General features: G+C 73.1%; 17 protein-coding genes and 1 pseudogene. 7 read left to right on the top strand and 11 right to left on the bottom strand.

Annotation, left to right across the window (positions count from 1 at the left end; translation table 11 throughout):
- The first annotated feature begins 410 nt into the window (after positions 1-410).
- Positions 411-2,726 carry a SpoIIE family protein phosphatase gene (locus tag AB0F11_RS33985; protein ID WP_362182344.1) on the top strand — a complete coding sequence of 772 codons (2,316 nt, stop codon included), beginning with the start codon at positions 411-413 and terminating at the stop codon, positions 2,724-2,726.
- Positions 2,727-2,796: 70 nt separating this feature from the next.
- On the opposite strand, the gene AB0F11_RS33980 is transcribed toward AB0F11_RS33985, so the two are convergent.
- On the bottom strand, positions 2,797-5,757 hold the full coding sequence (locus AB0F11_RS33980; RefSeq protein ID WP_362182342.1) for a HAMP domain-containing protein: 2,961 nt from the start codon (positions 5,755-5,757) through the stop codon (positions 2,797-2,799).
- Between the two features lie 82 nt (positions 5,758-5,839).
- Positions 5,840-6,838, bottom strand: a complete 999-nt coding sequence (locus AB0F11_RS33975; protein WP_362182339.1) for a zinc-dependent alcohol dehydrogenase family protein — start codon at positions 6,836-6,838, stop codon at positions 5,840-5,842.
- 98 nt (positions 6,839-6,936) lie between these two features.
- Here AB0F11_RS33975 and AB0F11_RS33970 point away from each other — a divergent pair, with 98 nt between their 5' ends.
- Complete coding sequence (locus tag AB0F11_RS33970) at positions 6,937-7,266, top strand: helix-turn-helix transcriptional regulator (protein ID WP_362182336.1); 330 nt, start codon at positions 6,937-6,939, stop codon at positions 7,264-7,266.
- Positions 7,267-7,273: 7 nt separating this feature from the next.
- Here AB0F11_RS33970 and AB0F11_RS33965 read toward each other — a convergent pair whose 3' ends face one another.
- Entirely contained in the window at positions 7,274-7,888 is a 615-nt protein-coding gene (locus AB0F11_RS33965; RefSeq protein WP_362182333.1) for a TetR family transcriptional regulator, read from the bottom strand.
- 103 nt (positions 7,889-7,991) lie between these two features.
- Here AB0F11_RS33965 and AB0F11_RS33960 point away from each other — a divergent pair, with 103 nt between their 5' ends.
- The gene (locus AB0F11_RS33960; RefSeq protein WP_362182330.1) at positions 7,992-8,975 is read left to right on the top strand and encodes an aldo/keto reductase; all 984 of its coding nucleotides are present in this window, start codon (positions 7,992-7,994) and stop codon (positions 8,973-8,975) included.
- Here AB0F11_RS33960 and AB0F11_RS33955 read toward each other — a convergent pair.
- The 4 genes and pseudogenes from AB0F11_RS33955 to AB0F11_RS33940 all read right to left on the bottom strand — a co-directional run bounded on the left by AB0F11_RS33955 (position 8,965) and on the right by AB0F11_RS33940 (position 12,832).
- Positions 8,965-9,360: a hypothetical protein gene (locus AB0F11_RS33955; RefSeq protein ID WP_362182327.1), complete on the bottom strand. Its 396-nt coding sequence runs from the start codon at positions 9,358-9,360 to the stop codon at positions 8,965-8,967. The genes AB0F11_RS33960 and AB0F11_RS33955 overlap by 11 nt on opposite strands.
- 394 nt (positions 9,361-9,754) lie before the next feature.
- Positions 9,755-10,994, bottom strand: a pseudogene (locus AB0F11_RS33950) (IS1182 family transposase); the annotation flags it as partial.
- Between the two features lie 118 nt (positions 10,995-11,112).
- Complete coding sequence (locus AB0F11_RS33945; protein ID WP_362182325.1) at positions 11,113-11,682, bottom strand: GNAT family N-acetyltransferase; 570 nt, start codon at positions 11,680-11,682, stop codon at positions 11,113-11,115.
- Between the two features lie 151 nt (positions 11,683-11,833).
- On the bottom strand, positions 11,834-12,832 hold the full coding sequence (locus AB0F11_RS33940; RefSeq protein ID WP_362182347.1) for a helix-turn-helix domain-containing protein: 999 nt from the start codon (positions 12,830-12,832) through the stop codon (positions 11,834-11,836).
- A gap of 259 nt (positions 12,833-13,091) precedes the next feature.
- On the opposite strand from AB0F11_RS33940, the gene AB0F11_RS33935 reads away from it, so the two are divergent.
- Positions 13,092-13,385, top strand: a complete 294-nt coding sequence (locus tag AB0F11_RS33935; RefSeq protein ID WP_362182322.1) for a DUF1330 domain-containing protein — start codon at positions 13,092-13,094, stop codon at positions 13,383-13,385.
- Between the two features lie 63 nt (positions 13,386-13,448).
- On the opposite strand, the gene AB0F11_RS33930 is transcribed toward AB0F11_RS33935, so the two are convergent.
- Entirely contained in the window at positions 13,449-13,694 is a 246-nt protein-coding gene (locus AB0F11_RS33930; protein WP_362182319.1) for a hypothetical protein, read from the bottom strand.
- 139 nt (positions 13,695-13,833) lie between these two features.
- On the opposite strand from AB0F11_RS33930, the gene AB0F11_RS33925 reads away from it, so the two are divergent.
- Complete coding sequence (locus tag AB0F11_RS33925) at positions 13,834-14,151, top strand: SDR family oxidoreductase (RefSeq protein WP_362182316.1); 318 nt, start codon at positions 13,834-13,836, stop codon at positions 14,149-14,151.
- Between the two features lie 30 nt (positions 14,152-14,181).
- On the opposite strand, the gene AB0F11_RS33920 is transcribed toward AB0F11_RS33925, so the two are convergent.
- Both AB0F11_RS33920 and AB0F11_RS33915 read right to left on the bottom strand, forming a co-directional pair.
- Positions 14,182-14,955 (bottom strand): SDR family NAD(P)-dependent oxidoreductase, encoded by a 774-nt coding sequence (locus AB0F11_RS33920; protein ID WP_362182313.1) that lies wholly within the window; start codon positions 14,953-14,955, stop codon positions 14,182-14,184.
- On the bottom strand, positions 14,952-15,551 hold the full coding sequence (locus AB0F11_RS33915) for an SgcJ/EcaC family oxidoreductase (RefSeq protein WP_362182310.1): 600 nt from the start codon (positions 15,549-15,551) through the stop codon (positions 14,952-14,954). Before AB0F11_RS33915 ends, AB0F11_RS33920 begins: the two co-directional genes overlap by 4 nt.
- A gap of 101 nt (positions 15,552-15,652) precedes the next feature.
- Between AB0F11_RS33915 and AB0F11_RS33910 the strand changes: the two genes are divergently transcribed.
- Complete coding sequence (locus tag AB0F11_RS33910; protein ID WP_362182307.1) at positions 15,653-16,126, top strand: MarR family transcriptional regulator; 474 nt, start codon at positions 15,653-15,655, stop codon at positions 16,124-16,126.
- A gap of 52 nt (positions 16,127-16,178) precedes the next feature.
- Here the strand turns inward: AB0F11_RS33910 and AB0F11_RS33905 are convergent, their stop codons facing one another.
- The gene (locus AB0F11_RS33905) at positions 16,179-16,847 is read right to left on the bottom strand and encodes a DUF2165 domain-containing protein (protein WP_362182304.1); all 669 of its coding nucleotides are present in this window, start codon (positions 16,845-16,847) and stop codon (positions 16,179-16,181) included.
- 543 nt (positions 16,848-17,390) lie between these two features.
- Between AB0F11_RS33905 and fusA the strand changes: the two genes are divergently transcribed.
- On the top strand, positions 17,391-19,610 hold the full coding sequence (gene fusA / locus AB0F11_RS33900) for an elongation factor G (RefSeq protein WP_362182300.1): 2,220 nt from the start codon (positions 17,391-17,393) through the stop codon (positions 19,608-19,610).
- Positions 19,611-19,702 lie beyond the last annotated feature (92 nt).

Genomic DNA, 19,702 nt, shown 5'->3' with positions numbered 1-19,702 from the left:
GGGCGTCGGGGTGGGGGGGGGCGGCCCCCCCGCCCCCGCCCATCACGGGGGGGGGGGGTTGGTTGGGGGGGCCCCACGCCCCCCCCCGGGCGGTCGGCCGGGCCGCAAGCGTCGGCGGAGTGAATGGCCGGGCCGCAAGGGCGCGGCGGGTGGTCGGCCGGGCCGGACGCGTCGGCGGGGCTGGAATGGCCGGGCCGGACGCGTCGGCGGGGCTGGAATGGCCGGGCCGGACGCGTTGGCGGGGCTGGATGTGTCGATCCTCGGCTTCGAAAGGGTGCCTTCGCCACGGACGTTGCCCGTGCGGGACGTCTCGGAGAGGGTGCGGCGAGTAAAATCGGGGCAGGCGATCCCTGATGTCCGATTCGGTCCGGGCCCCGTCGGTGACGCCGCTACGGCCTCCGGAGGGTGACATGGACCAGGTCCCCGGCGAACCGGTCCGCGACCTCGAGCCCGGTACCGGTACCGGTACCGACAGCGAGTTCGACGCCGGCCCGCTCCAGCGGGCCGTGCGCGCGCTGACCGGCGAGGTCGCCGCGCTCCAGGCGGCCCGTGCCGACCGCCGCCTGCGCGACCTCGCCACCGGCATCCTCGTCGCCCAGCTCGGTGTGTCCCCGGCCGAGGCCGCCGAGCACTTGGGCCGGCTCGCCTCCGGGACCGGGATGAGCGTGTCCGACGTCGCCGCGGACATCGTGAACGCCACAGCCGGAGCCTCCGCGGCCGCCGCGCCCGCCCCGCCGTCCCCCGCCACCCGCCGGCTGCGCCGCACGGACGCCGCCGTCGGCGCCGCCGAGGCCGCCGGCCAGGCCGCGGCGGCCCTGCTGGAGGGCGGGCTCGGCCCCCTCGGCGTCCGCGAGGTGTGGCTGTGGCGGCGCACCGCCACCGACTGCCTGCAGCTCGCCGCCCAGACCGGCGGCAGCCCCTTGCAGGCCGTGCACTGGCAGTGGCTGCCGGCCCACCTGGCCGGCGCCCTGCGCACCGCGTGCGACGAGGGCGCGCCCGGCTGGTTCCCGGCGGGCCCGCCGCCCGGCGAACCGCTGCCCGGGCCCGGCACCGACGCCGGCCGCGCCGTGCTGCCCCTGCGTCACCACGGGACGGTCGTCGGCGTCCTGCTGGCCGTCTGGCCCGGACCGGTCTCCTTCGACCCGACCCTGCGCCGCGCGCTGGAGGCCCTGTCCGACACGGCGGCCCGCGTCCTCGACGCCGCCCCCGATCCGGCCGCGGCCGACACCGCCGGCGCCTCCCCGCCGCTCGCGGCCGTGCTGGAGACCCTCACCGCCGCGGCGCTCCTCCTGCACCGCCCCGGCGCCGCCGCCGACTGGCACATCGCCCACGCCAACCCCGTCGCGCAGCGGCTGCTCGCCGGCGTGCCGGACCCGGTCGGGCGCCCGCTGGCCGAGGTGCTGCCCGAGCACTGCGCCGACCTGGAGCGGCTCATCGCGCGGGCCCTCGCCGACGCCGCGCCCCGCGAGGCGGCCCGGATCGCGGGCGGGGGCACGGGGAGCGGTGCCGGCGGGCTGACCGACGTACGGGCACTGCCCGTCGGCCCGGACCGGTCCGTCCTGCTGTGGCGCACCGCGGACGATCCCGACCGGCTGCTGCGCCGCGTACTGGACCGGCTGGACCAGCTCGCCCTGTTCGAGGAGGACCTGGTGTCCGGGGCGGTGCGCTGGAGCGAGCGGGCGTACGCCGTCGTCGGCATGGCGCCGGACGCGCCGGCCCTCCCGCTGCGGGAACTGCTTTCCCGCGTCCACCCGGACGACAAGGAGGTCCTGGCCGAACTGCTGGACGACCTGACGATCCGGCAGGAGGGCGCGCACGCGCTGGTCCGGCTGGTCCGCGGCGACGGCGGCACCCGCTACGTCCGCATCAGCGCCGAACCCCTCGTGCGCGCAGCGGCCACCGTCGCCGTGACGGGCGTCTTCCAGGACGTCTCCGCCCGCTACCTGACCGAGCTGGCGCTGGGCGCGACGTACGACCAGCTGACCGTGGTCGAGGCGCAGGCGGCGGCCCGCCACGAGGTCGTCCGGCAGCTCCAGAGGGCCATCGTCCCCGAGGTGCCGGCCTCCCTCGAGCTGCCCGGGCTGCTGGCCGCGGCCCGCTACCGGCCCGCCGCACAGGAGTACCGGGTGGGCGGCGACTGGTACGAGGTGCTGCCGCTCGCCGACGGCCGGGTGATGGTGGCCGTCGGCGACATCGCGGGCCACGGTGTCGAAGCGGCCACCGCCATGGTCGCCCTGCGCAACACCCTGCGCGGGCTCGCGTTCACCGGGGCCGGGCCCGGCCGGTTGATGGCCTGGCTCAACGAGGTGTCCATGGCCCTGCGCAACCCCACCGCGACCGCCGCCTGCGCCCTGTACGAGCCCGAGGAGCGGCTGCTGCGCTGGTCCAGCGCCGGCCACCTGCCGCTGATCCTGCTCCGCGAGGGCCGCGCCCGCATCCTGGAGACCCCCGGCGACATCCTGCTGGGTGCCCTGCCGTCGGTGGAGTACACGGAGACCGTCACCGCGCTGCGCCCGGGAGACGTGCTGGTCCTGTACACGGACGGCCTCGTCGAGCGCCGCCACAGCTCGCTCGACGACGGGATGGCCCAGCTGATGCGGTCCCTCGAACCCCTCGCGGACGCCGGCCTGGAGCGGATCGCCGACCGGCTGCTCGCCGAGGCGCGGGGCAACACCGACGACGACACGAGCCTGGTCCTGGTACGGGTCGTGCAGGAGGGTGCTTGAGCCAGGGAGGGCTCCTGAGCCCTCGGGCCGCGCCTCAGGCCGGCTGCGCCTCAGGCCGACCGGCCGCGCCTCAGGCCAGCCAGCTGCGGATCCGCGCCGCCAGCTCGTCCGCGTCCACGGGCTTGGTGACGTAGTCGTCGGCGCCCGCCGCGAGCGCCTTCTCGCGGTCCCCCGGCATGGCCTGCGCGGTCACGGTGATGATCGGCACGTGTCGGTAGCCGGGCAGGGCGCGGATCGCGGCGGTGGCCTCGTACCCGTCCATGCCCGCCATCATCACGTCCATCAGCACGAGGTCCACGTCCTCGTGTTCGGCCAGCAGCCGCAGCCCCGCCCGGCCGTCCTCGGCCCGCAGGACGCGGATGCCCTCCCGGCGCAGGATCTCGGTGAGCGCGAACACGTTGCGCGCGTCGTCGTCCACCACGAGCACCGTCACCTCCGGCCCGGAACCGGCCCGCGGGACACCCTCCCCGTGCGCTGCGGCGCCCACGGGTCCCGGGCCCAGGGCGGCCGCGGCGGTGCCCGGGGCCGGCCCGGACGGCGCCGGCAGCCGCACGGGCAGGTAGAGCGTGAACACGCTGCCCTCGCCGGGCCGGGAGCGCACCTCCACCGCACCCCCCAGCAGGTGGGCCACTTCCCGGCTGATGGACAGGCCGAGCCCCGTGCCTCCGTACCGGCGGCTCGTGGTGCCGTCGCCCTGCTGGAACGCGCCGAAGACGATCTCCAGCCGGTCCTCGGGGATCCCGATGCCGGTGTCCGTGACGCGGAAGGCGAGGACCCCCTGCTCCTCCCCGGTCCCGGCGTGCTCGCCGACGAGGACGGCGGCCGGGACCTCGTGCCGGGCCGCGACGTCCACCCGGAGCTCGACGTGCCCCTCCTCGGTGAACTTCAACGCGTTCGCGATCAGGTTGCGCAGCACCTGCCGCAGCCGCGCCTGGTCCGTGAACAGCTCCTCCGGCAGTCCGCGCCCCGTCAGGACCCGGAACTCCAACTGCCGGGCGGTGGCCACGGGCTGGAAGGTGGAGTCCAGGGTCTCCAGCAGCTGCCGCAGCGGGAAGGGCTCGGGGTACAGGTCCATCTTGCCGGCCTCGACCTTGGACAGGTCGAGGATGTCGTTGATCAGCTGCAGGAGGTCGGAGCCCGCCGAGTGGATCACCTCGGCGTAGTCCACCTGCTTGGCGGTGAGGTTCCCGTCGGGGTTGCGGGCGAGCAGCTGCGCCAGGATCAGCAGGCTGTTGAGCGGGGTGCGCAGCTCGTGGCTCATGTTGGCCAGGAACTCGGACTTGTACATGGACGTCCGCGACAACTGCTGGGCACGGACCTCCAGTTCCTGGCGGGCCTGCTCGATCTGAAGGTTCTTGCGCTCGATGTCCTGGTTGCGGTCGGCGAGCAGGGCGGCCTTCTCCTCCAGTTCGGCGTTGGAGCGCTGCAACTCCTCCTGGCGGGCCTGGAGTTCCTGCGAACGGGCCCGCAGTTCGGCGGTCAGGCTCTGCGAGCGCTCCAGCAGCTCGTCGGTGCGGGCGTTGGCGATCAGGGCGCTGACGCTGACCCCGACCGTCTCGATGAGCTGGTCGAGGAAGTCGCGGTGGATCGCCGTGAACGGCACCAGCGAGGCCAGTTCGACGGCGCCCAGCACCTGGTCCTCGGCCACGATCGGCAGGACGAGCAGCACGGCGGGCTCCGCCGAACCGGCGCCGGAGGAGATGGTGGCGTACCCGGGCGGCAGGTGCTCGGAGGACAGGGTGCGCCGCGAGCCGGCCGCCTGCCCGACCAGGGACTGGCCGAAGCGGAACCGGCGCGGGGGAGAGGTGGGGTCGTCGGGCGTCCCGTAGCAGGCGGTCATGACGAGGTACGGGCCCTTGTCGTCCCGGTCCGCGAGGAAGAACGCCCCGTACTCGGCCCCGACCAGCGGTGGGACCTCGTTCATCACCAGCTGGGTCAGGTCGGTCAGGTCGCGGGTGCCCTGCATCAGGCCGGACACCCGGGCCAGGTTCGTCTTCAGCCAGTCCTGCTCCTGGTTGGCGCGGGTGGTGATGCGCAGGGACTCCACCATCGCGTTGATGTTGTCCTTGAGGTCGCCGACCTCGCCCGGGGCGTCGACGGTGATCGAGCGGGTCAGGTCGCCCTCGGCGACGGCGCTGGTCACGGCCGCGATCGCACGGACCTGGCGGGTGAGGTTCCCGGCGAGCTCGTTGACGTTCTCGGTGAGCCGCTTCCAGGTGCCGGAGACGCCCTCCACCTCGGCCTGGCCGCCGAGCCTGCCCTCGCTGCCCACTTCGCGGGCGACGCGGGTCACCTCGGCCGCGAAGGAGGACAGCTGGTCGACCATCGTGTTGATGGTGGTCTTCAGTTCGAGGATCTCGCCGCGCGCGGAGACGTCGATCTTGCGGGTGAGGTCGCCGCGGGCCACGGCCGTGGTGACCTGGGCGATGTTGCGGACCTGGTTGGTGAGGTTGTCGGCCATCGAGTTGACGTTGTCGGTCAGGTCCTTCCAGGTGCCCGAGACGCCCTGGACGGTGGCCTGGCCGCCGAGCTTGCCCTCGGTGCCGACCTCGCGCGCGACGCGGGTGACCTCCTCGGCGAAGGCGGAGAGCCGGTCGACCATGGTGTTGATGGTCTCGCTCAGCTCGAGGATCTCGCCGCGCGCGTCGACGCGGATCTTGCGGGTCAGGTCGCCGTTGGCGACGGCGGTGGCGACCTGGGCGATCGAGCGGACCTGCGAGGTCAGGTTGTCGGCCATCGTGTTGACGCCGGTGGCGAGCTCCTGCCAGATGCCGCTCACCCGGTGGACGCGCGCGTGCCCGCCGAGGAGTCCCTGGCCGCCGACCTCGCGCGCGACCCGCGTCACCTCGGAGGTCACCAGGGACAGCTGGTCGACCATGCCGTTGTAGACCGTCGCGATCTCGCCGAGAAGGCCCTCGGAGCCCTCGGGCAGGCGCGTGGTGAAATCGCCGTCGCGGACGGCCGTGAGCCCGTGCAGGAGCCGCCGCAGCCCCTCTTCGCTGAGCTCGGGCCCCTGCCGGGATTCATCCATCGACGCCTCCTCGTCCACTGTGGCACGGGGGTCGTCCGGGGACATCCCGGCAGGTGGCGGGCGTGCGCCGACCGGGGAGGGCTCACCCGGCCACGGTGACCACGATCTTGCCGAACTGGGTGTTGGACTCCATGTGCCGGTGTGCCTGCACGATCTCCTCCAGCGGGAAGAGGCGGTCCACCACGGGCCGGAAGTACCCGCCCCGCAGGCCCGAGGTCACGAACGCGGCGGCTCGGCGCAGCCGCTCCGGGTCCTTCGCGGTCTCGAGCATCGTGTACGTCCGCATGTTGAGCGCCGGCATCCCGAGGTCGAACCCCGGATACGGCGTCGGCTGCCCGCTCTGGGCGCCCCACAGGAACAGCGTCCCGTCCGCCGCCACCGCACGCGCCAGGTCCACCACGCCCGGCCCCGCCACAGCGTCGAAGACGTACTCCGCGCCCCGGCCGCCGGTCAGCTCCAGCACGCGCCCCGCCACGTCCTCCTCGTCGGAGACGAGCACCTCGGCCGCCCCCTCCTCCAGCAGCTGCCGCTGCTTGGCGCGGGTGCGGGTGACGGCGATCGGGGTCGCGCCCAGCCGGTTGGCGGTGTGGATCGCGGCCAGTCCGACGCTGCTGGACGCGGCGTTCACCACGGCCACGTCCCCGGCCCGGATCCCGCCGACCTCGGCCATCGCGCCGTACGCCGTGAGGTACGGCATCCACACCGCGGCCCCCGCGACCGCGTCCAGGCCCTCGGGCCGCGGGAGCAGCGCACTGACCGGCACGACGGCCTGCTCCCCGTACACGCCGTAGTCGTTCTGCGAGAAGTTCGGGACGACGCTGACGGCCTGCCCCTGCTCGAAGCCGGTCACACCGGGGCCGAGCGCCTCGATGACGCCGGCGGCCTCGGAGCCGAGCCGGGAGGGGAAGCGGCGGACGGGTTCGATGTACCGGCCGCTGCGGAAGAGGGCCTCGGCCCGGTTGACGCCGATCGCCTCGATCCGGACGAGCGCCTCACCCCGCCCCGGTTCGCCTGCGGCGACGTCCTCCAGCCGCAGTACCTCGGGGCCGCCGATCTCGTGGAACCGCACCGTCGTCGCCATGACTCCGTCCTCCGATTGCCGTTGCCGGATGGGTGATCCACTCTGGCAGGAAAGTACGACCGCGGTCAAACTTTGATGGCTGTCGTACTATCGGGGGCATGGAACGCACTCCGTCGCACCCCGAGGTCGCCGACGTCTCCCTCCAGCAGGTGCTGGAGGCCCTCGTCGACCCGGTCCGCCGCAGCATCGTGGCGCAGCTCGACGCCGGGAGCGCGGACATCGCGTGCGGCGAGTTCGACATCTCGGTCAGCAAGTCCACCGCCACCCACCACTTCAAGGTGCTGCGCGAGGCGGGCCTGATCCGGCAGTACTACGTGGGCACCTCGCGCATGAACGCCCTGCGCGGGCAGGAGATGGAGAAGGCGTTCCCCGGGCTCCTCGCGGCCGTCGTCCGGGCGCAGTCGGCATCCGGTCCGGGGCGGGCCTGAGCGGCGGCTATGCGCGCGCGGCGGGTGCGGTCTGCTCCGGCTGCTTCCGTACGGCGACCAGCCGGGCCACGGCGTCGATCACCGCCGCACGGTGTCCCTCGCGGAGGTACTCCGACCACGTGGGCCCGCCGGGCGCGTCGCCCGTCGGCCCGCCGGCCGTGGTGAACCAGGCCTGGGCCAGTCCGAGGACCAGCATCAGCAGGTCGGCCGGGTCGTGGGTGGGGTCGACGTGGCCGTCCCGCTGGGCCGCGGCCAGGGCGGCGGTCTTGCGCTCGTACGACTCGGCCTCCAGCGAGGTCGCCTCCGGGCGCTCCAGCCGCTTCCACATCACCAGGCGCATGAGGCGGGGGTCCGCGGTGAGGTGGTCGAAGATCGCTCCGGCATAGCCGGGGAGGTTCTCGGCGTCGAAGGGGACGGATTCCGCGCCCTGCTCCAGGGCCTGCCGGATGACCTGGTCGAAGAGCTGTTCCTTGTTGCCGTAGTAGACGTAGATCATCCGCTTGTTGGCCTCGGCCGCGTCGGCGATGCGGTCGACCCGGGCGCCGGCGATGCCGTACTCGGCGAACTCGTCGAACGCCGCCGCCAGTATCCGTGCCTTCGTTGCCTGTGAATCGCGTGCCATGACGCCCAGGCTAGCAAGTAACTATCCGGTTATTGACAAGAGTGCTTCGGGGTGGTGCACTGGTGCATAACCAGTTAGTTACTTACTCCTCGGGAGACACGTCATGGAACTGCGCGCACTCGGCACCCAGGGTCTGCAGGTCGGTGCCGAAGGCCTCGGCTGCATGGGCATGAGCGCCTTCTACGGGGCCACGGACGAGGCCGAATCGCTGGCCACGATCGACCGGGCCCTGGAGCTCGGCGTCACGATGCTCGACACCGCCGAGAGCTACGGCCCCTTCCGCAACGAGCAGCTGATCGCCAAGGCGGTCGCGGGCCGCCGCGACAAGGTCGTCATCGCGACGAAGACCGGCATCGAGTTCGACGACGACGGCACGATGCGCGGCCACAACGGCCGCCGCGAGTACATCCACCGCGCCGCCGACCGCTCGCTGCGCCACCTCGGCACCGACCACATCGACCTGTACTACCTGCACCGCGTCGACCCGGACGTGCCGATCGAGGAGAGCATCGGCGCGATGGCGGAGCTGGTCACCGCCGGCAAGGTCCGCTACCTGGGCATCAGCGAGGCCGCGGCGGCCACGATCCGCCGCGCCCACGCCGTCCACCCCCTCACCGCCGTCCAGACCGAGTACTCCCTCTTCGAGCGCGGCATCGAGGGCGACGGGGTCCGGGCCGTTCTGGAGGAGCTCGGCATCGGCCTGGTCGCCTACTCCCCGCTGGGCCGCGGCTTCCTCTCCGGCGCCATCACCAGCCCGGACGACTTCGCCGAGGACGACTTCCGCCGGACCGACCCCCGCTTCCAGGGCGAGAACTTCGCCCGCAACCTCGCCGTCGTCGACGCCGTCCGACGCCTCGCCGAGGCCAAGGACGTCACCCCGTCCCAGCTGGCGCTGGCGTGGGTGCTGCGCCAGGGCGCGGTCCCGATCCCCGGCACCAAGCGCCGCCGCTACCTGGAGGAGAACATCGCGGCCACCGGCGTGACCATCACCGAGGAGGACATCGCCGCGATCGAGGCCGTCGCCCCGCGCGGAGTCGCCTCCGGCGACCGCTACTCCCCGGACCTGATGCGCTCCCTCAACGGCTGAGGCGGCCCCCTGCAACGGAACCTCTCGGGGCGGGCCCGGTGAGAACGGTCATGGTCATGGTCATGGTCATGAGCTGAGCGCCGCGGTGTCCGGTCGGGGCCGGGGGCCTCTGCGGTGCGGAGGTCGGCGAAGTCGGCGTGGGCCTGCTCGACGGCTTCGGGGTCTGCCTCGCGCTCGCCGTGCTCGACGAGCGCCCGGTGGATGCTCGCCACGAGGGGTTCTGCCCCTTGCGCTTGCCGGTAGGGATGACCAGGTCGGGCCGGATCTGCTCGACGGCCTCGCCGCCCGCGCGGCGGCGCAGCACGGTGTGCAGCATGTCGTCGGTGATGACCGGGGGCCGGCCGCCGCGCTTGCCCTTGCGGGCCGCGGTGTCGAGTCGAGGCAAGGCCGCGCATGCTGCAGGCCCAGTCGTGGTCCACCTGTTTCTCTTGTCTCGGCAGGCCATTGGCGCTGGCGATCGTCGATATGTTTCCTCGGCGCCGGTCATCTCTTCCCGAACGACCACGCCTGCACCACCGCAGCGCTGGTCGGCATCGCCGCGATGGCGGTCACCGCCCTGATGTGCGCCCGGCGCAGAGGTTCGGACGAACCCTCCGGGAGGCGCACGGTGCGTCGTGGCTGGGAGCGTGGGTCGGTAACGGGCGAGCGGCTCTGTTGCTGTGACCGGCGGGTCGGTTGCGGTGGCGTGGTCTTGTCCGGGCCGGTGGGGTCTGGTGGGGCCCTGTCGGCCGGGTGTCCGGGTGGCAGGGTTCGTCATGTGGCCGGGGAGGCCCGGCCGGTCAGCAGGCCAGGGCGGCGATCCCTGCCGTCCCTGTGTGGCGAAAGATCTTGCGGAGGTTGTGGCAGGCGGCGAGCAGGCGCCACTCGCCGCGGGCGCCGTCCTCGCCGCGCAGGAGGAGCTGGCGGCCGTTCTGGCAGGTCATGATTTGCCCGAAGACGGGTTCGACGATGGCTTTGCGGCGGCTGTAGGCGGCCCGTCCGGGTTTGGTCCGCAGCTTGCGGGCCATGCGTTCCTGCAAGGTCGTGTCCTTGGGGATGCGTCCGCGCGGTGCGGGTGGGACCTGCTCGTCGTGGGCGAGGCGGCCGGTGGCCATGAAGGTATCGGTGCCGCAGGCGAGTTGGCGGTCCCGGGCGGCTTCGAGGTTGGTCTCGGAGCAGTAGCCGGCGTCGACCAGGGCCTGCTTGGGGTGGGTGCCGGTGTTGGCGGCGGACTGGTCGAGCATGGTGGTGTAGTTCAGCGCGTCGGAGGCGTTGGTCGTGATGTCGGCGGCGGTGATGACCTGATGGGCCTCGTCGACGACGGCTTGGGCGTTGTAGGCCTGGATGTAGGCGCCGTCGCTGTTCTTCATGATCCGCGAGTCGGGGTCGGTGAAGTTGGCCTGGGCCTTCGGCTTCGGGCGGGCCTTGTCGGCGGCTTCGGCCTCGATCTGGGCGCGGGCTGCCTGCAGGCGTGCGAGGCGCTTTTCGCGTCGGTCGAGTTCGTCGGGAAGGTCGGTGTCCTTGCCGTCGGGGCCGAAGGCCTGGTCCTCGGCGGTGTCGGTGGCCTCGGCGTCGGCGAGCAGGGCGGCGGCCTTGGCCTCCAATGCGGCGATCTCGGCCTCGATCCGTTCCTCCTTGTCGATCAGACGGCCGTAGCTCATCGCCTTGTGCTTGGAGGCGCTGGCTTCGAGCTTGGTGCCGTCCAGGGCGACGCGGCCCATCTTGACCATGCCGAGCTTGGTCGCGAGGTGCAGCGACTGGGTGAACAGGTCGGCTAGGGCGTCGAGGTGGCGGCGGCGGAACCGGGCGATCGAGCGGAAGTCCGGGGCCGCCCCCCGCGGCCAGATAGCGGAAGGCCAGATCATCGGTGCACTTGCGCTCGATCGCCCGCGACGAGCGCACTCCGGTGGTGTACCCGTAGATCAGCAGCCGGACCATCAACCGCGGGTCATACGGCGGGAACCCTCGCTTCTCGGTGTAGGACGCCAGGATCGCGCCCAGGTCGAGCACCTCGTCGACCAGTTCGGCCACGAATCGGGCCGTCGGCGCGGTCTCCGGCTTCACCACCGCCGCCGGATCCACCTCGAACAGGCCATCCCCACCAGACATACCAGGATTCTCCCGTATGGAAGATCGCGAACAGGATGCGCCGTCGGGCTCAATCGCCTGATCGACTGCCAAGATCCGCGGACAGCGCCGCATAGATGTACTCGCTGCCCCAGCGATCCCCGTCGAGGTCGTTCTCGACCAGGTGCGCCTCCCGGCGCATCCCGAGGCGCTCACAGACCCGCACAGACCCGGTGTTCTCCACATCCAGCCGGGCGTAGAGCCGGTGCACGCCCAGCGTGTCGAAGGCAAACCCGGCCAGCGCCGCGGCCGCCTCGGTCGCGTAGCCGTGCCCCTGGTGACCTGGGTCGAGAGTCCAGCCGATCTCGGCCTGGGCGGCGCGGGCATCGGCCAGGGTGAGGCTCACCTCTCCAAGGACGCCGGGCTCATCGCGTCGGCAGACAGCGAGCGCCAGCTTGTCCCCGTCGGCGCACCAGGCCGTCTGCGCCGCACGCTCGGCGGCAACCTGCTCGCTGCGCTCACGCGTGTGCGCCGGCCGGTACAAGTAGCGCGCCACGCTCGGCAGGCTCTGGTAGGCGTACAGGTCATCGGCGTCGCCGGGAGTGAACAGCCGCAGCGACAACCGGGACGTGGTCAACGGCAGCAGCGAGGCGACGTCCATGCGGACCTCCGGGACGCGGATGTGGATCAAGTTGCGGACGGATTGTCGCATCACGACTGCCCGGCGGCCACGCCTTTTCTAGAGCAGCGCTCGGCAGCCGCACTTCACCACGACGCGCGGCATTCCAGGAGTTGTTTACTGACCCGCGCTCCTAGGTGGGGATGGAGCCCGCGTCGCCGGCGGCCGGATCCGGGGCACGGAAGGTGCGACGGTACGCCGACGGGGCGACTCCGGCCTCCGCCGCGAGGTGCCGCCGCAGGGAGGTGGCGGTGGCGAACCCGACCTCGTGGGCGACGCGTTCCACCGGCAGATCGCTGGACTCCAGCAGGTGCCGGGCCCGCCGCAGCCGCTGCGAGGTCAGCCAGCGGCCGGGGCTCAGACCGGTCTCCTCCTTGAAGCGCCGGGCGAAGGTACGGGTGCTCATTGCCGCGTGCGCCGCCAACTCGTCCAGCGACAGCGGCAGTTCCAGCCGCTGCAGTGCCCAGTCGCGGGTCGGCCCGGTGCCGGTTGCGCCCGTCGGCGGCAGTGGCCGCTCGATGTACTGCGCCTGCCCGCCGTCCCGGTACGGCGGCATGACGCAGAAGCGGGCGACCTGGTTGGCGACCTCGGTGCCGTGGTCCTGGCGCAGCAGGTGCAGGCAGACGTCGAAGCCGCTGGCCGCCCCCGCTGAGGTCAACACGTCACCGTGGTCGACGAAAAGAACGCCGGCGTCGAGCTCGACCCGGGGGAACAGTTCCCGGAAGCGGTCGCTGAGCGCCCAGTGGGTGGTGGCCCGGCGCCCATCGAGGAGACCGGTGCCGGCCAGCAGGAAGGCGCCGCTGCAGATCGACACCAGACGGGTGCCGGGCCGGACGCTGGAAAGCGCGTCCAGGGCCTTCGAGTCCGTGGCGGCGGTCGATCCCTGGGTGATCGCGTACCCAGGGATGATCACGGTGTCCGCCTCGGCCAGCACCTCAGGGCCGTGCCCGGGGGTGACGGTCAGGTCCGAGACGGTGCGCACGGGCTTCCCGTCCACGCCCGCGGTCACCACCTCGTAGCGGCCACCGGCGGAGCCCAGGACGTGTTGGGGTATGCCGAGTTCGAAGGGGTAGATCCCGTCGAGTACGAGGACGACCACCTTGTGGATGCCAGGCCGCGGTTCTGGGCGCATTGCGCGATCCGGTTCGGTGGTGCGACCGGTCAGGTCGCGGGCGCCGGGAGTACCGGGGGCGGCATGGTGGACGGGCATGGCGAGAATGTATCGGAGGCTGGCCTTTCCGCCATGGCCGAGGCCGGCTCGAACGGCAAGGATCGAGGCACGACCTCGACGGAGACATTTGAGACCTCGACCCCCTGGGCCGTCGTCGGGATCGAGCAATCCGAGTGTCAATTCGAAGTCGCACGTGTCCGGCCGAACACAGGAGGTTTCCATGGCCAAGGGCTACTGGGTCAGTGTCTACCCCGCCATTTCCGACCCTGGGACGCTGACTGCCTACAACGAGCTGGCGGGTCCGGCTGTCCGGGCCGCGGGCGGGTGCGTCCTGACCCGTGGCGGTCGAGTCGTCGCCCACGAGGCCGGAATCACGCAACGCGTCGTTCTGATCGAGTTCGACAGTTTTGAACAGGCGGTCGCGGCCTACGAGAGCGAGGCATACCAGAAGGCGCTGGTGGCCCTCCCCGACGGCTTCGAGCGCGACTTCCGCATCATCGAAGGAACCGACTGACCGGCGGGCCCAGCCATCGCCGAGCATCCGTCACCTGATACGCACACGGTGCTCAACGACGACTCACCAGACGAGGTCCGCGACGCCTTCGCCAGGATCCGTACGGCCTGCTCCAACTGCGGTAACATCGCCGGCCGGTCGCGGTCCGACGCCCTGCGGGCAGGGGCTGATCAGCCGGTTCGCCATCAGCGCCGTGAACAGGTCGAGCGCGTCGTCGACCGCCTGGGCCTCCAGCTGGCGCACCACGGCCGTCAGCAGCGCGGTGCGCCGCAGTTCCGGCGCCGGCTCGATCGTCTGCGCCTTGCTCAACTGCCCGTAGCGGGCGGGCCAGCACCGAGAGCCGGTTCACCGGCACCCCTGGAGAGGTCCACCCGGCCCAGCGCGAACGCGGAGATCTTCCCCACTCGCTCCATGGCCCGCACCATCGCGGTCCCCGTCGTCTCCGTCGGTGGCGTACGCAGCCGCTCCGGCTCCGAGCCCGGCTTGCCCTCCGGCACGTCGAGCAGCTCAGACCCTGGCCGCGGAGGGTGTCCGGGTGGTGGGTGCCGCCCGCACCGTCACCCCCGAGCTGGAGAAGGTCGCCGCCGCGGCCGTGTCCGTCGACCTGAGCAGGGACGGGCTGCCCGGTCAGTTCGGCATCTCCTCGGGGCGCGTCACCGAACCCGAAGAGGTGGCGGACCTGGTCGCCTTCCTGCTGTCCGACCGCGCCGCCAACATCCACGGCGCCGACCACGTCATCGACGGCGGCACCCTCAAGGCTGCCTGACCGGCCCGCGGCACCCGCCCGGCGCAGCCCTCAGGCGTCTGCGAGGACCGCGAGGGATGCGCGGCGGGGGAGGGCGGCGAGGGTCCTGGTGAGGAAGGCGTTCGCCAGGCCCGGCAGGACGGTGTGGCGGCTGCGCCGACGCAGGGCCCTCAGGGTGGCTGCCACCACCGCCTCCGGGGTGTGGACCAGCGCCGACGGCGTGTCCGCGTGCAGGTCCGGCCGGGTGGCGGTCGGGCCGGGGCAGAGGGCCAGGACGTGGATGCCGCGCGGCCGTTGCTCGTACCAGAGCGCCTGGGAGAACGAGGTGACGAACGCCTTGGTGGCCCCGTACACCGCCTGGCCCGGCTGCGGGGTGAGGGCGAGGCCGGAGGCGACGTTCACCAAGGCGGCCCCGGGGCGGGCTGCACCGAGGAAGGCGTGTGCCAGGGTGACCAGGGCTTCGCAGTTGAGGCGGAGCATGGGCAGGACCTCGTCGAGGGGCGAGATTCCGTCCAGGGGCGTGGTCTCGCCGGCGGGGTCGGGACTGAAGGGGCCCGTGGGCCGGGCGCAGCCGGCGTTGTTGACCAGCAGGGCGTAGGGGGTGGCGGCCGCCGACAGTGCCGCCGCGGTGCTGCGCAAGCCCTCGGCCGAGGCCAGGTCGGCCGCGAGGTGGTCGTGCCCCTCGCCCGGGAGCTCCGCCGTCAGCTCCCTCAGGCGGCGCTCGCTGCGCGCGACCGCCGTGACGGTGTGGCCCCGTGCGGCCAGGGCGAGGGCGAAGGCCCGGCCGATGCCCGACGTGGCGCCGGTGACCAGGGCGCGGCTCACTTCTCCGCCTTCGGGGCCGTGGCGGGCGAGTACAGGAAGGAGAAGCGCTCCATCACGTTCTGCCGCTGGGTGTTGTGGAACGCGGCGATCCGCCACACGCCGTCGGTGTCGCGGACCAGGGTGTACGTCTGCACCTTCGACAGCTCCGCGACGGACGGCTTGCTGCCGGTGTAGTCGTCGCCGCGGCCGGTCAGCAGTGCGACGTCCTTGACCGGGAAGCGCATGTCCAGGTAACTCGCCGCGAGCTTGCTGCCCTTGACGAAGTCCTCGAAGAGCGCGCGGTGGCCCTCGGTGATGTCGGAGCGGCCCTCGTAGTGGCTGCCGATGTACGTGGTGTAGGTGGCGTTCTCGGTGAACAGGCGGCCGTAGGCGTCCGCATCGCCGTGGCCCCAGGCGGCGGTGAGGGCGTCGAGGGTGGCGCACACGGCCTCGCCGTCGGCGCGCTCGGCGCCGGCCGGGATGACGTCGGTGCAGGCGGCCGCCCCCGTGCGCTGTACGTCGGAGGTGGCGTCGAGGTACACGTACCCGGCTCCGGCGCCCACGGTGAGAACGGCGGCGGTGATGAGGGCGGCGCGCTTGACGGTCCTGCGGTTCATGGTGATACCTCTCCTCGGACTGTTGCTTAAACTGGTGCAGCAACTGCACACATGCATTATCTGCATGCATGCAGATATTCGGCAAGGGGAAAGGAGTGGTGATGTCGGCACAGGACGACCGCCGCCCGGTCTTCCGGGACTACATCGACGCCGTGGGACTGCACGGCATGGCGGGGGCGGAAGCGGCGGGCCTGCAGGCGTCCGAGTGGTACGCGCTCAGCAGGATCACCCTGGCCGGCGGTCTGACCTCGGGAGAGCTCGCCGCCGGGACGGGACTGACGACGGGCGCGACCACCCGGCTCATCGACCGCCTCGAACGCGCGGGCTATGTACGGCGGACGGCCGACCCCGGCGACCGGCGCAAGGTCGTCGTGGAGGCCGTACCCGACGCGCTGGCCGGCGTCGAGGCCGTCGTCGGGCCCGCGCGGCGCCGCATCGCCGAGGTGCTCGCGGGCTACACGCCCGAGCAGCAGGAGCTGCTGTTCGACTACTTCCGGCGCGCGGCCCCCGCGTTCCGCGAGGCGACGGAGGAGATCCGCGCGGCCACACACGAGCGCAAGGCCCGCCAGGACTGACCGCCGCGGAGGCTGGGCCTGCGCGCCGCCCCGGCTCCCGGGCCCCGCCATCTCAGCCTGTGGCGGAGCCCGGTTGCCCGGCGGCGGCCGGTTCCTCGGGGATGCCGGGTCGGTCGGGGGTGCCCGGCCGGTCCGGGCCGGCGGCCGACGGAAGGTGGACCAGGACGAGCGCCGCCGCCGCGAGCAGCGTGTTGCGGGCCGCGGCGTCGAGCCCGTTCCACTGCTCCGACTGCCACATCGCGAACCACTCGCCGCCGATGGCGAGGAAGCCCAGCCCGAACAGCAGCAGCACCATCACCAGCCCGACGCTGCTCGCGGCGCGCGCCTGCCCCGCGCTGCCACCGCGCAGCGCGGCGCACCACAGCCACACGGCCCGGAGCAGGACGGCCGCCGCCGACACCTCCCAGGCGATGATGCCGACGTAGACCGCGTTCTGCAGCCGCGCCGAGGTGACGGCCCGCCACATCAGGTCGGGATCGCGGAAGGTGGTGTCCATCGCGAGCACGTGCCGGACGAACTGCTGGTTCGTGCCGAAGTCGGTCAGGTTCCCGAAGGCCGCCAGGGCCACGACGAGCCCGACGACCGCCGTCAGCGCGGCCGCGCCGAGGGCCGGGCCCGCCACCAGGCCGGGCCACCGCGTCCACCGGACCGGCCCTGCCGTGTCGGCCGACTCCTTCAGCCCGGACCGGCGCGTGTCCGTCCGCCGCCCACCGTCCGCCATCGCCGCTGCTCCCTCCGTACGCTCGCGGCCGCGCCGCCCTCCGCTGCGAACATGGCGCGCCGGCGGGCCGGCGAAACGTCCGCGCGGGGCGGCACATAAATCCGGTGACCCGCGGACGCACCCCTGCCTACACTCGCAGCGCGCGCCGCCACCACAATGCGGCCCACCCGCCACGCCGTTGGCGGGACATCCGAGCGACAGCGCAGCGAGAGGGGAACAGGTCATGTGCCGTCAGCGCACCGCCGCCTACGTTCCCCCGTCCCGGTACGACGTGATCCCGGTGTCCCGGGACGCGCGGTGCCCGCTGCGCGGCCGGCACCGTATGCCCGTGACGTACCTGCGAACCCGCTGAAGTCGCCGTACTCCTCCGGTTCGTCCGAGTCCCTCGCGTCCTCGCGTCCCCCGATCGCCCCCGCCGTCCGTCCGGTCCTCCGTCGACGGCCGGCAGGGCCGGCTGACCGGGGTGGCCCCGGGACCGCAGCTCACCCTTCACGTCCGGGAATCGCGCAGCCCTGAACAGCTCACTTCCGAAAGGCCCGGGCCATGCGCACCAGCCGGCGAACCCTCGCCACCACCACTGCCTCCCGTCCCGCCCTCACCTCCGTCCGCAACCTCGGCATCCTCGCCCACGTGGACGCGGGCAAGACCACCGTCACCGAGCGGATCCTGTTCGCCACCGGCTCCGTCCACAAGCGCGGCGAGGTCCACGAGGGCACCACGGTCACCGACTACGACGACCAGGAGCGCGACCGCGGCATCACCATCTTCGCCGCCGCGGTCAGCTGCACCTGGGACGGCCACCGCATCAACCTGATCGACACGCCGGGCCACGTCGACTTCGCCGACGAAGTGGAACGTTCCCTGCGCGTCCTGGACGGCGCGGTCGCCGTGTTCGACGCCGTCGCCGGCGTCGAGCCGCAGAGCGAGTCGGTGTGGCGGCAGGCCGACCGGTACGGCGTCCCGCGCATCGCGTTCGTGAACAAGCTGGACCGGGCGGGCGCCGACCTCGACACCGCGGTCGCCTCGCTGCGCGAGCGGCTGGGCGTCGTGCCCCTGGTGGCCCAGCTGCCGATCGGACGCGAGGACGGTTTCACCGGCCTCGTCGACCTGGTGCGGATGCGCGCCCTGGTCTGGCCGCCCGGCTCCGACTCGTACGAGACGTACGAGATGCGCGGGACCGGGGGAGTCGGCGAGGCCAGCCCCGTGACCGAGGTGACCGAGGTGGACGCCGGGCTGCGGGCCGAAGCGGACCGGCGCCGCCGCCTGCTGGAGGAGACGGCCGCCGAGCTGCACCCGGCCGCCCTGGAGGAGTTCTGCGCCACGGACGCCCTGTCCGACGGGACGCTCGCCCTCGCCCTGCGCGAGGCGACCCTCGACGGCTCGGGCACGGTCGTCCTGTGCGGCTCGGCCTACCGCAACCGCGGTGTCGAACCGCTGCTGGACGCGGTCGCGGCGTACCTCCCCTCGCCCGCCGACACGCCCCCGGTACGGGGCACCGCGGCCGGCGGCAGGGAGCAGGAGCAGCGCCTGCCCGACCCGGGTGAACCGGTGGCCGCCCTGGCCTTCAAGGTGGCGGTGACGGCGACCGGCCGGCTCACGTACGTGCGCGTCTACTCCGGAACGCTGAGGAAGGGGGACACGGTGCTGGACGCCGGCACGGGCCGCACCGAGCGCGTCGCCCGCATCCTGCGCGTGCAGGCCGACCAGCACACCGAGTTGGAGCAGGCACAGGCCGGCGACATCGTCGCCGTGGTCGGCCTGAAGACGGCGCGCGCCGGGACCACGCTGTGCGCGCCGCAGGCGCCGCTGCTGCTCGAACCGCCCGCGGTCGCCGACCCGGTGGTGTCGGTCGCGGTCGAGGCGCGCCGCAGCACCGACACGGGCCGGCTCGCGTCGGCGCTGGCCCGGCTGGTCGAGGAGGACCCCTCGCTGGTCGTGCGCAGCGACCCCGAGACCGGTCAGACGGTGCTGTCGGGCATGGGCGAACTCCACCTGGAGGTCGCAGTGGAGAAGATCCGCCGCGACCACGGGCTGGAACTCGCCGTGGGCCGACCCCAGGTCTCGTACCGCGAGACCGTGGTGCGCGGCGTGGCGGGCCTGGTCCACCGGCACGTCAAACAGGACGGCGGCGCGGGCCAGTTCGCCCACGTCGTCATCGATGTCGAACCGCTGGAAGGAGGACAGGACACGGCGGAGCACGACGGCGGGCCCGTCGGCCGGGCCGACGGCCGCGGCGACGGCCGGGCCGAGACGGTCTTCGCCTTCGGCTCGACGGTCGTCGGCGGCCGGGTGCCGCAGGAGTACGTCCGTGCCGTCGAGGCAGGCTGCCGCGATGCGCTCGCCGACGGCCCCCTCGGCGGGTATCCGGTGACCGGGCTGAGGGTCACCCTCACCGACGGGGCGACGCACTCCAAGGACTCCTCGGAGATGGCGTTCCGTACGGCGGGCCGGGCCGCGCTGCGCGCTGCGCTGCGGGCGAGTGCGATGGCGCTGCTGGAGCCGGTGGCCGAAGTCGTGGTCACCGTCCCCGACGAGGCGGTCGGCGCCGTGCTCGGCGACCTCGCGGCCCGCCGCGGCCGGGTGTCCGGCTCCACCGGCAGGTCCGGGACGACCGCGGTCACGGCCGTGGTCCCGCTGGCCGAGCTGTTCGGGTACGCGTCCCGGCTGCGCAGCCGCACCCAGGGCCGGGGCACCTTCACCACCCGCCCGGCGGGCCTGGCACCGGTGCCCGAGGCGGTGGCGGCGGAGGTCCTGGCCCGCTGACCGGCAGGCCTGACCGGCAGGCCTGACCGGGCCGTCCGGGCGACCGGGTCGACCGGTCCGGGCAGGCGGGGTCCGCCCCGCCTGCCCGGAAC

Source organism: Streptomyces sp. NPDC032472 (assembly GCF_040636955.1).
Classification (GTDB): Bacteria; Actinomycetota; Actinomycetes; order Streptomycetales; family Streptomycetaceae; genus Streptomyces.
This window is presented reverse-complemented; position numbering and strand designations above follow the sequence as displayed.